13 protein-coding genes are annotated in these 13,500 nt (G+C 64.9%); all 13 read right to left on the reverse strand.

Annotation, left to right across the window (positions count from 1 at the left end; genetic code table 11):
• Positions 1-11: 11 nt before the first annotated feature.
• Positions 12-410 carry an ASCH domain-containing protein gene (locus tag IB259_RS19245; RefSeq protein WP_054450553.1) on the reverse strand — a complete coding sequence of 133 codons (399 nt, stop codon included), beginning with the start codon at positions 408-410 and terminating at the stop codon, positions 12-14.
• Complete coding sequence (locus IB259_RS19250) at positions 407-2,551, reverse strand: phosphocholine-specific phospholipase C (protein ID WP_119450985.1); 2,145 nt, start codon at positions 2,549-2,551, stop codon at positions 407-409. Before IB259_RS19250 ends, IB259_RS19245 begins: the two co-directional genes overlap by 4 nt.
• 71 nt (positions 2,552-2,622) lie before the next feature.
• On the reverse strand, positions 2,623-3,468 hold the full coding sequence (locus IB259_RS19255; RefSeq protein WP_054450557.1) for a branched-chain amino acid aminotransferase: 846 nt from the start codon (positions 3,466-3,468) through the stop codon (positions 2,623-2,625).
• Positions 3,469-3,554: 86 nt separating this feature from the next.
• Complete coding sequence (locus IB259_RS19260) at positions 3,555-4,580, reverse strand: ABC transporter substrate-binding protein (RefSeq protein ID WP_054450558.1); 1,026 nt, start codon at positions 4,578-4,580, stop codon at positions 3,555-3,557.
• A gap of 106 nt (positions 4,581-4,686) precedes the next feature.
• Complete coding sequence (locus IB259_RS19265; RefSeq protein WP_054450559.1) at positions 4,687-5,670, reverse strand: branched-chain amino acid ABC transporter permease; 984 nt, start codon at positions 5,668-5,670, stop codon at positions 4,687-4,689.
• The gene (locus IB259_RS19270; protein WP_054450560.1) at positions 5,667-6,554 is read right to left on the reverse strand and encodes a branched-chain amino acid ABC transporter permease; all 888 of its coding nucleotides are present in this window, start codon (positions 6,552-6,554) and stop codon (positions 5,667-5,669) included. Before IB259_RS19270 ends, IB259_RS19265 begins: the two co-directional genes overlap by 4 nt.
• 97 nt (positions 6,555-6,651) lie before the next feature.
• Positions 6,652-7,866 carry an ABC transporter substrate-binding protein gene (locus tag IB259_RS19275; RefSeq protein ID WP_054450561.1) on the reverse strand — a complete coding sequence of 405 codons (1,215 nt, stop codon included), beginning with the start codon at positions 7,864-7,866 and terminating at the stop codon, positions 6,652-6,654.
• Positions 7,867-7,928: 62 nt separating this feature from the next.
• Positions 7,929-8,639 (reverse strand): ABC transporter ATP-binding protein, encoded by a 711-nt coding sequence (locus IB259_RS19280; RefSeq protein WP_013392192.1) that lies wholly within the window; start codon positions 8,637-8,639, stop codon positions 7,929-7,931.
• Positions 8,636-9,409, reverse strand: a complete 774-nt coding sequence (locus tag IB259_RS19285) for an ABC transporter ATP-binding protein (RefSeq protein WP_054450562.1) — start codon at positions 9,407-9,409, stop codon at positions 8,636-8,638. Before IB259_RS19285 ends, IB259_RS19280 begins: the two co-directional genes overlap by 4 nt.
• A gap of 356 nt (positions 9,410-9,765) precedes the next feature.
• The gene (gene nth, locus IB259_RS19290; RefSeq protein ID WP_054450563.1) at positions 9,766-10,401 is read right to left on the reverse strand and encodes an endonuclease III; all 636 of its coding nucleotides are present in this window, start codon (positions 10,399-10,401) and stop codon (positions 9,766-9,768) included.
• A complete protein-coding gene (gene rsxB / locus IB259_RS19295; RefSeq protein ID WP_119450984.1) occupies positions 10,398-11,042 on the reverse strand; it encodes an electron transport complex subunit RsxB in 645 nt (214 codons plus the stop codon). Before rsxB ends, nth begins: the two co-directional genes overlap by 4 nt.
• Positions 11,043-11,217: 175 nt before the next feature.
• Complete coding sequence (locus tag IB259_RS19300) at positions 11,218-12,444, reverse strand: polyhydroxyalkanoate depolymerase (RefSeq protein WP_192329923.1); 1,227 nt, start codon at positions 12,442-12,444, stop codon at positions 11,218-11,220.
• Between the two features lie 212 nt (positions 12,445-12,656).
• Positions 12,657-13,457, reverse strand: a complete 801-nt coding sequence (locus tag IB259_RS19305; protein WP_054450568.1) for a ferredoxin--NADP reductase — start codon at positions 13,455-13,457, stop codon at positions 12,657-12,659.
• Positions 13,458-13,500: the final 43 nt, after the last annotated feature.

Here is a 13,500-nt window from a genome sequence, read left to right on the forward strand (position 1 = left end):
CCGGCTTTTTTTTATCGTTCGAAGACCTCGACCACCCGGAACCGTTCGCACACCAGCACCAGGTCTGGCGCATAGCCGCCGTTGCGGTCGAAATAAGCAATGTGCGCATCGCGCCATGCCTCGTACGGGCCTTCGCCTTCGGCCAGCGCGAACGCCTCGTCCACCTGATCGAAGCGCTGGATCAGCACGCTGAGCGTCTCGATCACGCAAGCCGGGCGGCCCGAGCCGTCCAGCACCACGTCACGCCGACCGGCCTCGGGCACAGGTTCCTGTTCGTTGAAGTCGCGCAACGCGCCGCAGGTGGCGGTCTTCGTGCCGGCCAGCACCAGCGCAAGCAATTCGTCGGCTAACTCGGGCGAGTCGCCGAACTGGAAGGTCACGGCGTTTTCATAGGGAGCAGGTGGTTTCATGCCTGGGGTATCCATTGCAATATCAGCTCCTGTCCCATCGCGGGATCGGAAGTGGAGGGGGCGCCGGTTTCGATGCGGCCGGCCAGACGCCGCGTGTAGGTCGGATCGCCGCTTTCGCGCACGGTCAGGTCATACCATCCCGCACTGCGGGTCATGTCCCAGGACAGGCTGACCGTCTCGCCGGGAGCGAGCGTGGCATCCTCTTCCTGGGGATAGCCGTAGGCGTTGGCTTCCACCCGGAATGAACGGGCCTGCGGGGCGGGGTTGCGCAGCGTTAATTGCAGCGATGCGCCAGGCCCCTGGTAGGCGGCCAAGACCTCCAGCGCCGGCAGGCCGGCGCGGCCGGTGCAATGGCGATGGAAACCGTTGGGACCCAGCACCCACAGGTCGTAGCGTCCATCGTCAGCGGCGGTCTGCCATGCGCCCTCCAGATGCTTGCCGGCTTCCACGGTGTAGCGGCGCGGGCCGCGGTCCAGATGCAGCCGGTCATAGACGTGCAGCACCGCGCCCGCCGTGCCGCTGTTCTCGAAACGCAGCGTGACGCTTGCCGCGTCCGCGCGCGCGTGGACCTGCAACGCATAGGGCAGGGGGCGCGACGGGCGCGTGCCCGCCTGCTGCCGCGCCGGCCCCGGCTGCAGCGGCGCGGGCGGCGTGATGGTGCCCGGCAGCGCCGATGCGAGGCCGGCGCGTTCGGCGGTGGCTGGAAAGCCGCTGGGCAGGCCTGCGCCGTCCGGCGCGGCGAAATCGAAGATCGAGGTCAGGTCGCCACAGACCGCGCGCCGCCACGGCGAGATATTGGGCTCGGCCACGCCGAAGCGTTGCTCGATGAAGCGCAGCACGGAAGTGTGGTCGAACACTTGGGAGTTGACCCAGCCGCCCTTGGTCCAGGGCGACAGCACGTACATGGGCACGCGCGGACCCAGGCCGTAGACGCCGTGCAAATGCGCCAGCGTGTCGTCCTTCTCTGCGCCGGCGACGATCTCGTGATACTCGCCGCGCGTATTTACCGTGGACGCCCCGGCCAGCGCGCCCGATGCATCGCGCGCAGGCGGCGCGGGCGGCGGCATGTGGTCGAAGAAGCCGTCGTTTTCGTCGAACATCAGCAACAGGACGGTCTTGCTCCAGACCTCCGGGTTGGCCGTCAACGCATCCAGCACCCGGGCCGTGTAGTCAGCGCCTTGCGCCGGGCTGGACGGGCTGGGATGCTCGGAGCCGGCCTTGGTGGCGCAGATCCACGAGACCTGCGGCAGCGTGCCGTCCAGCACGTCCTGGCGTAGCAGGTCCAGGCCGCGGGTGGTGAGCGCCTTTTCCTTCAGCGCGGCCGCCGCGCCCGGCGCGCCATGATAGGCGTCGCGGTAGGCCTTGAAGCCGGCGGTCGGGTTCAGCGAATAATTGTCCGCCATGTTCTGGTAGATGCGCCAGCTGATGCCGGCGGCCTCCAGGCGTTCGGGATAGGTCGTCCAGGTGTAGGCGCGCGCCGGATCGCCGCCCGTGAGCTTGTTGTAGGTATTGCCCAAGGCCGGGCCGTTGCCGCGGCCCAGGCCGTCGTTGGTGCCGGTCCAGACGAACAGCCGGTTGGTGTTGGTGCCGCCGGTGAACGAGCAGTGATAGGCGTCGCAGACCGTGAAGGCGCGCGCCATGGCGTACTGGAAGGGCATGTCCTCGTCCGTGAAGTACGCCATCGAATGGTTCTTCTTGGCGGCCGGCCAGTTGCCCATGCGGCCCGCGTCCCAGGCGTCCTGCGCGTTGGACCAGGTGTGCGGCGTGCTGGCCACGCGCATGGTTTCGAAGGCCTCGCGCGTATCCAGATGGAAGGGCAGGACCGTGCGCGGCGCGCCTTCATCGGGTTTGTCGTTGTATTGCGCCCAGACGGTGCGATGGCGCGCGTCGGGGCTATCCGGCACGGGTATGGGAAAGCGGTCGCCAAACCCGCGTACGCCGGCCAGCGCGCCGAAGTAATGATCGAACGCGCGGTTCTCCTGCATGAAGATCACGATGTGTTCCACGTCGCGGATCGTGCCCGTGCGCCGCGCCGCGGGGATCGCGAGCGCGCGGCGGATGGAGGCGGGCAGCAGGGCCAGGGCGCTGCCGGCGCCGGCCAGCGTCGCGCCGCTGCGGAGAAAATCACGTCGGGTCTGCATGAGGCATTCCTGAGAACGACGCTGCCCGCACAGGGGCGGGCAGCAGGGAGGGGGCTGAAACGGCGGCGATCCTACTTCGCGCCGGTGCTTTCCGCGTAATCCATGTACAGCTTGTGCGCGCGGCGGGCCATGGGGCCGTATTCCAGCTGGCGGTCTTCCACGCGGTTCACGTGCACCACCTTGCCGTAGTTGCCGGACGAGAACACTTCATCGGCTTCCTCGATGTCGGCGCGGGTCAGGCTGCGTTCCTGCACGTCGACGCCGTCGGCCTTCAACAGCGCCAGCACGCGGCGGCGCGTGATGCCGTTCAGGAAGGTGCCGTTGTCGGCGGGCGTGGACACCACGCCGTTCTTGGCGATCCACAGGTTGCTGGTGGCGAATTCGGCGATGTTGCCCGCGCCGTCCAGCATGATGGCGTTGTCGAAGCCCTTTTCGGCGGCCTCGCGGATGGCGCGCTGGCCGTTGGGGTACAGGCAGGACGCCTTGGCGTCGGTGGGCGCCATGTTGGGCCAGGAACGTGCAAAGCTGGAGAAGCAGGCGGAGAAGCCCTGGTCGCCCGGCATCGGCACCTTGAACACGTGCAGCACGAACTGGGTCTTGTCGGCGTCCGGCAGCAGGAAGCCGTCGGCGCAATAGAACATGGGCTTGATGTAGAGTTCGCTGCCTTGCGGGAACTTGGCTACAGCCTGCAGGCACAGCTTTTGGATCTCTTCCCAGCCGATCTGGGGCTTCATCAGCATTTTTTCGGCCGAGCGCACCACGCGCTGGCAATGCAGATCCAGGTCGGGCGTCAGGCCGCGGAATGCGCGCGCGCCGTCGAACACCATGCTGGCCATCCAGAAGGCGTGGTCGGCCGGGCCGAGCAATTTGGGGTTTTCAGTGGTCCAGTGACCGTTGTGCCAGAACAAGGCATCCATGGTTGTCTTCCTTCACTTGAATTGGGGTGGCGCTATCGGCGCGCCGAAACGTCAGGATACATGAGGCAGCGGCCGGCTTCGCGCCGTCATTCGCGCGCCAGCGCCGCCTGCACGCGGTCGGCTGCCTGCGCCGGCATCCATTGCCGCCAGACCGGGCCGTACTGCTTGAGGAAATAGCGCGCGGCGTCCTCGGGTTCCTTGCCTTCGTTTTCCAGCCAGCCCAGGGTGGCGTCGATGGCGTCGCTGGGCACAGTCAGCTTGCCCAGGAATTCGGCGATCTGCGGCGCCTGTTTCGCGAACTCGGCGTTCACGCCGGTGACGACGGGGTTGGGCTTGAACTCGGTGGGCACGGGATTCGCGCACTTGGGATCGGTCATGCAGGTGTAGGCGGCCTGGTCGAACGCGGGCAGTTCCAGCTTCACCAGATCCAGCGCGCCGACCAGCGAGGTGGGCGTCCAGTAGTAGAAGACGATGTCGCGTTTGCGCTTGTAGGCGGACACGATGGCGGCTTTTTGCGCGGCGCCGGAGCCGGGCGCGAACATCGCGTAGTCCTTATCGAGCTTCAAGGCGCGCAGCAGGTTCTCGTTCAGGGTGCCGCAGGCCCAGCCCGCCGGGCAGCCGTAGATCCGGCCGCGGCCGGGTTCTTCGGGATCGGCGAACACGTCCTTGAAGCGCGCCAGGTCGGCCGCGGACTTCAGCTCGGGATGGCGCTCGACGGTGTAGCGAGGCACGTACCAGCCTTCGCCGGCGTCGTAGACGTGGCCCACGCCCAGCACCTTGCCGCTGGCCAGGGCCTTCTTCCATGCACCCTCGATCTGGCCAGGCCACACTTCCGGCGTGACGTCGACGTCGCCGCGTTGCAGCGCCGCCAGCATGGGCAGGGTTTCGCCGATTTCGACCGTGGTCTTGCAGCCGTAGCCGTGTTCCAGCACATAGCGTTCGATGCCGGCCAGCACCAGGTTGGATTCCCAGTTCAGGCCGCTGAAGCGGACGGGCCGTTTGACTTCGCATACCGGCGCGGCGGAATCCGCGGCTTGAGCAGCCGCGGGAAGGAGGGCTGCGGCCAGCGCCAGGGCGCCAAGGACGGGGGCGAGCGGATGCGGTTTGCGCATGGTCAGGCACCTGTTTGGTTGGGTGCCGTTCATTGTACGGGCGGCAGCCGCCGCGCCAAATGAAAACGGGGCCGCATAAAGCGGCCCCGTGCTTGCGCTGTCAGGATCAGGCGCGGGCGGCGCGGCGGCGATCGATGAAGGCGCCGACCTCGCCCACGATGCCGCGGCGGAAGGCCAGCACGCAGATCACGAAGATCAGGCCGATCACGATGGTGACCGATTCGCCCAGGCGCAGGAACCAGTCCACGCCGGTCAGGTTGGCCATCATCTGGCCGAAGTCGCCCACCTTGTTTTCCATCAGCACCACGATGAAGGCGCCGAGGATGGGACCGGTCAAGGTGCCCAGCCCGCCGATCAGCGTCATCAGGATGACCAGGCCGGACATCTGCCAGGTGGCATCGGACAAGGTGGCCGACACGAAGACCAGGGTCTTGGTGGCGCCCGCCAGGCCGGCCAGCGCGGCCGACAGCACGAAGGCCAGCAGCTTGAAGCGGTCGACGTCGTAGCCCAGCGAGATGGCCCGCGGTTCGTTTTCGCGCAGCGCCTGCAGCACCTGGCCGAAGGGCGAATTCACCGTGCGCCAGATGATGAAGTAGCCGATGACGAAGATGGCCATCACCACGTAGTACAGGTTCAGGTCCTTGGACAGGTCGATCAGCCCGAACAGGGTGCCGCGCGGCACGCTTTGCAGGCCGTCCTCGCCGCCGGTGAACTTCGCCTGGAGGAAGAAGAAGAACACCATCTGCGACAGCGCCAGGGTGATCATGGCGAAATAGATGCCGCTGCGGCGGATGGCGATGGCGCCCATCGCCAGGCCCAGCAGCCCCGCCACGGCCACGCCGAACAGCAGGCCGACCTCGGTGGGGAAGCCCCATACCTTGAGCGCGTGGCCGGTGGCGTAGGCCGCGCTGCCCAGGAAGGCGGCGTGGCCGAACGACAGCAGCCCGGTGAAACCCAGCAGCAGGTTGAATGCGCAGGCGAAGAGCGCGTAGCACATGATCTTCATGGCGAAGATCGGATAGACCCCGATAAAGGGAAGAATGGCCACCACGATGGCCAGTACCGCATAGCCCAGGAATTGACGATTCATTTTTCTTTTCCGAACAGCCCGGCCGGGCGGATCAACAGAACGATGGCCATGATGATGAACACGACCGTGCTGGAGGCCTCGGGCCAGAACACCTTGGTCAGTCCTTCGATCACGCCCAGGCCCAGACCGGTCACGATGGCGCCCATGATGGACCCCATGCCACCGATCACGACCACGGCGAACACGACGATGATGAGGTTGGAGCCCATCAGGGGGGAAATCTGCAGCACGGGCGCGGCCAGCACGCCGGCAAAGCCCGCCAGCGCCACGCCGAAGCCATAGGTCAGGGTGATCATGCGCGGCACGTTCACGCCGAAGGCCTCGACCAGGCGGGGGTTTTCGGTGCCGGCGCGCAACAGTGCGCCCAGGCGGGTGCGTTCGATGACGAACCAGGTTGCCAGACACACTACCAGGGAGGCTGCCACGACCCAGCCGCGGTAATTCGGCAGGATCATGAAGCCCAGGTTGGTGGCGCCGCGCAAGGCGTCAGGCGTGGGGTAGGGCTGACCCGAGACGCCGTAGAAGCTGCGGAACAGACCTTCGATGAGCAGCGTCAGGCCGAAGGTCAGCAGCAGCCCGTACAGGTGATCGAGCTTGTACAGATGTCGCAGCAACAGCTTTTCTATGATGATGCCGAACAGCCCGACGACCAGCGGCGCCAGGATCAGCATGACCCAGTAGTTCAACCCCAGGTACGACAGCCCCATCCAGGCGATGAACGCGCCCAGCATGTAGAGCGCGCCGTGCGCGAAGTTGATGACGTTCAGCAGCCCGAAGATGACGGCCAGCCCGAGCGACAGCATGGCGTAGAAGGAGCCGTTGACCAGGCCTAGCAAAAGCTGGCCGAACAAGGCCTGTATGGGGATGCCGAAAATGTCAGTCATCTTATGAAAATCCTGCGCGTACGGAGGGAAGCGAGCTAATCAAAACGCGGCCCGACGGGTAGGATCGCCGGGTCGCGTCTGGGGCACATGGGCTGGATTACTTCTTGACCAGCTTGCAGGTGGACTCGGACAACTTGGTGTAGACCTCGTCGCCGGGCAGCGTCGCCACGACCTTGTAATAGTCCCACGGGGCCTTGGATTCGGCCGGCGTCTTGACCTGCATCAGGTACATGTCGTGGATCATGCGGCCGTCTTCGCGCACATAACCGCCTTGCGCGAAGAAGTCGTTGACCTTGTTCGACTTCATCCACTTCATGACGGCGTCGCCGTCGTCCGTGCCGGTGGCCTTGATGGCGTTCAGGTAGAAAGCCGTGGCCGAGTAGTCGCCCGCCTGCAGCATGGAGGGCTTGCGGCCGACCTTGGCTTCGAACTTCTTGGACCAGGCGCGCGAGGCGTCGGATTGATCCCAGTACCAGCCGTCGGTCAGGTACATGCCTTGCGTGGCTTGCAGGCCCAGCGCGTGCACGTCGTTGATGAAGACCAGCAGGCCGGCCATCTTCATGGTCTTGGTCACGCCGAATTCATTGGCGGCCTTGATCGAGTTGATGGTGTCGCCGCCCGCGTTGGCCAGGCCCAGGATCTGCGCCTTGGACGATTGCGCCTGCAGCAGGAAGGACGAGAAGTCCGACGCGCCCAGCGGCGCCCGCACCTGGCCCTTGACCTCGCCGCCCGCGGCCTTGACCACGGCCATGGTGTCGCGCTCCAGCGCGTGGCCGAAGGCATAGTCAGCGGTCAGGAAGAACCAGCTCTTGCCGCCGTCTTTCACCACGGCGGAGCCGGTGCCGCGCGCCAGCGCCACGGTGTCGTAGGCGTAGTGCACGGTATAGGGCGAGCATTGGGCGTTGGTCAGGTCCGACGCGCCCGCGCCGATCGCCATGAAGGGCTTCTTCTTCGCTGCGGCCACGCCGGCCATGGCCAGGCTGGTCGACGAGTTGGTGCCGGCGATGATGACGTCCACCTTCTGCTCGTCGAACCATTCGCGCACGCGCGCCGAAGCCACGTCGGCCTTGTTCTGGTGGTCTGCGGAGACGACTTCGATCTTCTTGCCGTTGATCGAACCGCCGGCGTCCTCGATCGCCATGCGCACGGCTTCCAGACCGGCCTTGCCATCGATGTCCGAATACACGCCGGACATGTCAGTGATGAAGCCGATGCGGATGACATCGTCGGAGATACCTTGCGCGTGGGCGGTTGCCCCAGCAAATCCCAGGCCCGCCATGGCCAGTGCAGCAGTGATGGTGTGCAGCTTCATGGGATGACTCCTCTCTTCCCTACGGTGTAGTGTTGCCGGATTTCCGGCGGATGACACAGGTTCTAGACGCCCAGCAGTTCGTTGAGCGTGTCCTGTTTTTCTGAAAGTTCTGCGGCTTCGAAGTGCTCGACGATCTGGCCGTGCTCCATGACGTAGAAGCGGTCGGCCAGGGGCGCTGCGAAGCGGAAGTTCTGCTCCACCATGACGATGGTGTAGCCGCGCTGCTTCAGCGCCGTGATCATGCGAGCCAGCGCCTGCACGATGACAGGGGCGAGGCCTTCGGAGATTTCGTCGAGCAGCAGCAGGTTGGCGCCGGTGCGCAGGATGCGCGCCACGGCCAGCATTTGCTGTTCGCCGCCAGACAGGCGCGTGCCGGGAGAATTCCGGCGCTCCTGCAGATTGGGGAACATGTCGTAGATTTCTGCCAGCGACATGCCGCCGCCCAGCGAACCGACGACCGGAGGCAGCAGCAGATTTTCTTCGCAGGACAGGCTGGCGAAGATGCCGCGTTCCTCGGGGCAATAGCCCACGCCCAGATGGGCGATCTTGTAGGTGGGCAGGTCGATGGCTTCGGTGCCATGGATGCGCACCGAGCCCTTGCGCGATCCCGTCAGGCCCAGGATGGCCCGCAGGGTGGTGGTGCGCCCGGCGCCGTTGCGTCCGAGCAGCGTGACCACTTCGCCTTGTCCAACGCGCATATCCACGCCGTGCAGGATATGCGATTCCCCGTACCAGGCCTGCAGGCCCGAAATTTCCAGTGCCGGGGTGCTCATGCGTGCGCTCCTTGAAGTTCGCCGTCGGTGGTGCCCATGTAAGCCTGCATCACGGCCGGATGGCGGGAGACTTCGGCGTACGATCCTTCGGCCAGCACGCTGCCGCGCGCCAGCACAGTAATGGTGTTGGCGATGGAGGACACGACATTCATGTTGTGTTCCACCATCAGGATGGTGCGTCCGGCGCTGACGCGCTTGATCAGTTGCGTGACGCGGTCCACGTCCTCGTGGCCCATGCCTTGTGTGGGTTCGTCCAGCAGCATCAGCTCGGGTTCCATCGCCAGCGTGGTGGCGATTTCAAGCGCGCGCTTGCGGCCATAGGGCAGGTTTACAGTGGTTTCGTTGGCGAAGGCGCCCAGATCCACCTGCTCCAGCAGGTCGCGCGCCGGCTGATTCAGCACGGCGAGCTGCCTGTCGCTTTTCCAGAAGTGGAACGACAGGCCGGTCCTGCGCTGCAGCCCGATGCGCACGTTCTCCAGCACGGTCAGGTGCGGAAACACCGCCGAGATCTGGAATGAACGGATCACGCCGCGGCGCGCGATCTGCGCGGGCCGCTCGCCGGTAATGTCGATACCGTTGAACTTGATGCTTCCCGACGTGGGAGAAAGAAACTTGGTAAGCAGGTTGAAGCAAGTGGTCTTGCCGGCGCCGTTCGGCCCGATCAAGGCGTGAATCTCGCCCCGCTTGATACGCAAATCGACCCCATTGACCGCGACGAATCCGCGGAATTCCTTGGTGAGGCCTTTTGTCTCCAGGATCGTGTCGTCCATGTTCGCTGCACCGGCGTTGTATTTATTTCGGTCTCCACCTGCCGTCGTTGCGCCAGGTCCCCGCAGGGTCCGGAAAACTGTTCAGGAAATCGCAGTTTTCTTATGAGTTGCCGGCGAGTATGCGCACCTATTTATCAAAATTCCATGAGGGTTTGTCATAGGTTTTGCAGTGCGGAATGGGCAATTGTCGGCAGGCCGACAATGCTTGCGCCACAAGGGAATAAAGGCTTTCCATAATGGAAATGCAATGCAGCAAATATGCGTTGATCGTCATCAACGCCTGATGGATTTGAGAGGGAGGGAAAACCCGATTTGCGTGCACCGAATGCCGTGTCGGCGCGTAAGCTAACGCGCCGTCAGGCGGGCGTCTTCTGCTTGAATTCGCAGAGGTCGGAAATGCCGCATTGAGGGCATTTGGGTTTGCGCGCCACGCAGACGTAGCGGCCCAGCAGGATCAGCCAGTGGTGAGCGTCCTGCATGTATTCGCGCGGCACGAACTTTTCGAGTTTCTGTTCGACTTCCAGCACATTCTTGCCGGGCGCGATGCCGGTGCGGTTCGACACGCGGAAGATGTGCGTGTCCACCGCCATCGTGGGTTGTCCGAACGCCGTGTTGAGCACCACGTTGGCGGTCTTGCGCCCAACGCCGGGCAGGGCTTCGAGCGCTTCGCGAGTCTGCGGTACTTCGCCGCCGTGCTGCTCGATCAGGATCTTGCAGGTGGCGATGGTGTTCTTCGCCTTGGTGCGGTACAGGCCGATGGTCTTGATGTAGTCGGCCAAGCCTTCTTCGCCGAGCGCCAGCAGGGCTTGCGGCGTGCCGTAAGCGGGGAAGAATTTGCGCGTGGCGATGTTGACCGATTTGTCGGTCGCCTGCGCCGACAGCAGCACGGCAATCAGCAACTGGAACGGCGTGTCGTATTCGAGCTCGGTGGTCGGATGCGGGTTGGCGGCCTGCAGGCGGGCGAAGATCTCTCGGCGTTTGGCTGCGTTCATGATTGAGTGGGGTTGCGGCGGGCCCGGGCGCGGGCCAGCGCGGATTCAATGGCGGAACGCTTGCGGTCCTCATTGCGCGCCTCGTCGGCGGCGGGAGCGGAAGCGCTGGGCGCGGCAGCCGCTTCGGGCGCCATTAGGCGCGCGTTGTCGGCAGCCAGGCGTTCGGTGCGTGCCAGATGGCTGCGGTGGCGCTGGCGGCTGATGGCGGCATCCTGCGAATTCCAGGCGCGACCTGCCGGCACCATCTGGATGCAATCGACCGGACAGGGCGCCACGCACAGGTCGCAGCCGGTGCACCAGTCGGCCAGCACGGTATGCATATGCTTGTTGGCGCCCACGATGGCGTCCACGGGACAGGCCTGGATGCACAGCGTACAGCCGATGCAGTGCGCTTCGTCGATGCGCGCGACCAGCAGCGGGCCGGGTTCGCCGCGGGTGGCGTCCAGCGGCAGGATGGGGGTATCGAGCAGGACCGCCAGCGCGGCGATACCGTCGTCGCCGCCGGGCGGGCAGCGGTTGATCGGGGCGGAGCCGTCCGCGATGGCGTCGGCATAGGGCCGGCAGCCGTCGTATCCGCACTTGGTGCATTGCGTCTGGGGTAGCAAGGCATCGATGCGGTCGGCCAATGAGCGACAGGACATGGATGTGAAGATGAAATCGTGGGACGGGGGCGCGAAAGGCAGGAATCAGGGACCCCAAACGCGAATCGCGCGCAACCCATCAAACAGCGCTGAGATTTCCAGTCACCGCTGTTTGATGGGTTGCGCGCGTCGGAGGTCCGGATTCTAGTCCGGCTTGACTCGCGCTACACCCATCCTACGCAGATTGCCGGATGAATTCGGCAATTTTAGGACAGATCATTTCGCGCCAGCGGCGGCCCGAGAAAATGCCGTAGTGGCCGCAGTTGGGCGCCGTGTAGTGCGTCTTGCGCTCGGCCGGGATGTTCTTGCACAGCTTGATGGCAGCGCGCGTCTGGCCCTGGCCCGAGATGTCGTCCAGTTCGCCTTCGATGGTGAGCAGGGCGACCTTCTTGATGTCCGCCGGACGCACCAGCTTGCCGTCCACTTCCCAGGTGCCGTTGGGCAGCTGGAACTCCTGGAACACCATGCGGATCGTGTCCAGATAGAACTCGGCCGGCATGTCCAGCACGGCGTTGTATTCGTCATAGAAGCGGCGGTGCGCTTCGGCGTCGCTGTCGTCGCCGCGCAGCAGGTCCAGGTAGAAGTCGTAATGCGACTTCATGTGGCGGTCGGGGTTCATGGCCATGAACCCCGCGTGCTGCAGGAAACCCGGGTAGACCTTGCGGCCCGCGCCCGGATAGCGCGGCGGCACCGGATGGATGACCTGGTTCTCGAACCAGCCGTAGGGCTTGGTCGTGGCCAGGCGGTTGACCTGCGTGGGCGACTGGCGCGGGTCGATGGGACCACCCATCATCACCATGCTGCGCGGCTGACAGGGATCGTTGGCGGAGGCCATCAGCGAGACGGCGGCCAGCACCGGCACCGTCGGCTGGCACACGGAAATCACGTGCACGTCCGGACCCAGGTGGCGGATGAAATCCTGCACGTAGCGCACGTAGTCGTTCAGATGGAACGGACCGGCCGACAGCGGCACCATGCGGGCGTCGACCCAGTCGGTGACGTAGACGTCGTGGGCCGGCAGCAGGGCGCGCACGGTGTCGCGCAGCAGGGTGGCGTGGTGGCCGGACAGCGGCGCCACCAGCAGGACCTTGGGATCGTCGCGGCCCGTGTGGCGGACATCGCGCTGGAAGTGCAGCAGGCGGCAGAACGGCTTGTCGATGGCCACGCCTTCGATGACGCGGACGGACTTGCCGTTGATTTCGGTGGTGGGCAGGTTCCAGGCAGGCTTCTGGTATTCCTTGCCGATGCGGGTCATCAGCTCATACCCGGCTGCCATTTGGCGGGAGATCGGGGTATAGGCGAGAGGGCTGTAGGGACTGGAAAACAGCTGGGAACCGGCGTCCGTAAATGCAGCGAACGGAGTCAGGAAGGCGCGCTGCATTTCGTGCAATTGATACAGCATTTGAGAAAAGTCCTTCTGGGTCGTGCGTGTGTCCCGATTATTGCTCCGGGCACTAACGATATTTCTAAACAGCCTGAAGAAACGCCGACAAAAAAAGCAAATCTGTTGCTAAAAAGCGACCCAATACCCATTGAGCACCAGTTTAGGGCGCTTTTTACAACGTGCTGTCATACCAAAAGAAGGATTTATGCACTAAGTCGGACGGACCGAAGCTACCAGTAGTTTTCCACTGCCAGGTTGCCGGGGATGCCGCGGCGTCCAGGCTTGAAGCCGCGTTCGCCCAGCAGCTTGCGGGCGTCGGCCAGCATGTCGGGATTGCCGCAAAGCATGATCTTGGCCTGCTCGGGGTCCAGCGGCTGGCCTGCGAGCTGCTCCAGGCGGCCGTCGGCGATCAGCGTGGTCAGGCGTTCCTGCGGCATGCCGGGCAGGGCTTCGCGGGTGGCGATGGGCAGGTAGACGAGTTTCTGCGGATCCGCCGCGAAGAACTCGGCCAGCGCCGGCTGATTGCGCCAGGATTCGATTTCGGTGCGGTAGGCGAGCTCCGCGGCGGTGCGCACTCCGTGCACCAGGATGATGCGGCGGTAGGCCCGCCAGACTGCCGGGTCGCGCAGGATCGAAAGGTAGGCAGACAGGCCCGTGCCCGAGGCCAGCAGCCAAAGATCGCCGCCCGGCGCGAAGCGCTCCAGGGTCAGAAATCCGTAGGGCGTCTTTTCCACATATAGCGAGTCGCCAGGCTGCAGCCGCGCCATGCGCGGACTGAACAGGCCTTCGGGGACCACGATGGAATAGAACTCCAGCCAGGGTTCGTGCGGCGCCGACACCATGGAATAGGCGCGCCACAGCGTGGGTTCGCCTTCCGAGGCGCCGGCTTCCGGCAGACCGACCCGGGCGAACTGGCCCGGCTGGAACGTATACGCGTCGTCGCGCGTCACGCGCACGGAGAACAGCTTGTCAGGCACCCAGGTGTGGACGTGGGTAACGGTCTGGCGCGTGTATTTGGAGTCGTCGGTCATCGGTACATCGCGCGAGGCCGGCCGCCAGGGCGGGGCCGGCGTT

The organism is Achromobacter sp. ACM04 (assembly GCF_014851465.1).
GTDB lineage: Bacteria > Pseudomonadota > Gammaproteobacteria > Burkholderiales > Burkholderiaceae_B > Achromobacter > Achromobacter aegrifaciens.

Excerpts from the sequence above, each read along its gene's own strand:
- IB259_RS19245 (WP_054450553.1), bottom strand. The coding sequence starts at position 410 with ATGAAACCACCTGCTCCCTATGAAAACGCCGTGACCTTCCAGTTCGGC.
- IB259_RS19250 (WP_119450985.1), bottom strand. The coding sequence starts at position 2,551 with ATGCAGACCCGACGTGATTTTCTCCGCAGCGGCGCGACGCTGGCCGGC.
- IB259_RS19255 (WP_054450557.1), bottom strand. The coding sequence starts at position 3,468 with ATGGATGCCTTGTTCTGGCACAACGGTCACTGGACCACTGAAAACCCC.
- IB259_RS19260 (WP_054450558.1), bottom strand. The coding sequence starts at position 4,580 with ATGCGCAAACCGCATCCGCTCGCCCCCGTCCTTGGCGCCCTGGCGCTG.
- IB259_RS19265 (WP_054450559.1), bottom strand. The coding sequence starts at position 5,670 with ATGAATCGTCAATTCCTGGGCTATGCGGTACTGGCCATCGTGGTGGCC.
- IB259_RS19270 (WP_054450560.1), bottom strand. The coding sequence starts at position 6,554 with ATGACTGACATTTTCGGCATCCCCATACAGGCCTTGTTCGGCCAGCTT.
- IB259_RS19275 (WP_054450561.1), bottom strand. The coding sequence starts at position 7,866 with ATGAAGCTGCACACCATCACTGCTGCACTGGCCATGGCGGGCCTGGGA.
- IB259_RS19280 (WP_013392192.1), bottom strand. The coding sequence starts at position 8,639 with ATGAGCACCCCGGCACTGGAAATTTCGGGCCTGCAGGCCTGGTACGGG.
- IB259_RS19285 (WP_054450562.1), bottom strand. The coding sequence starts at position 9,409 with ATGGACGACACGATCCTGGAGACAAAAGGCCTCACCAAGGAATTCCGC.
- nth (WP_054450563.1), bottom strand. The coding sequence starts at position 10,401 with ATGAACGCAGCCAAACGCCGAGAGATCTTCGCCCGCCTGCAGGCCGCC.
- rsxB (WP_119450984.1), bottom strand. The coding sequence starts at position 11,042 with ATGTCCTGTCGCTCATTGGCCGACCGCATCGATGCCTTGCTACCCCAG.
- IB259_RS19300 (WP_192329923.1), bottom strand. The coding sequence starts at position 12,444 with ATGCTGTATCAATTGCACGAAATGCAGCGCGCCTTCCTGACTCCGTTC.
- IB259_RS19305 (WP_054450568.1), bottom strand. The coding sequence starts at position 13,457 with ATGACCGACGACTCCAAATACACGCGCCAGACCGTTACCCACGTCCAC.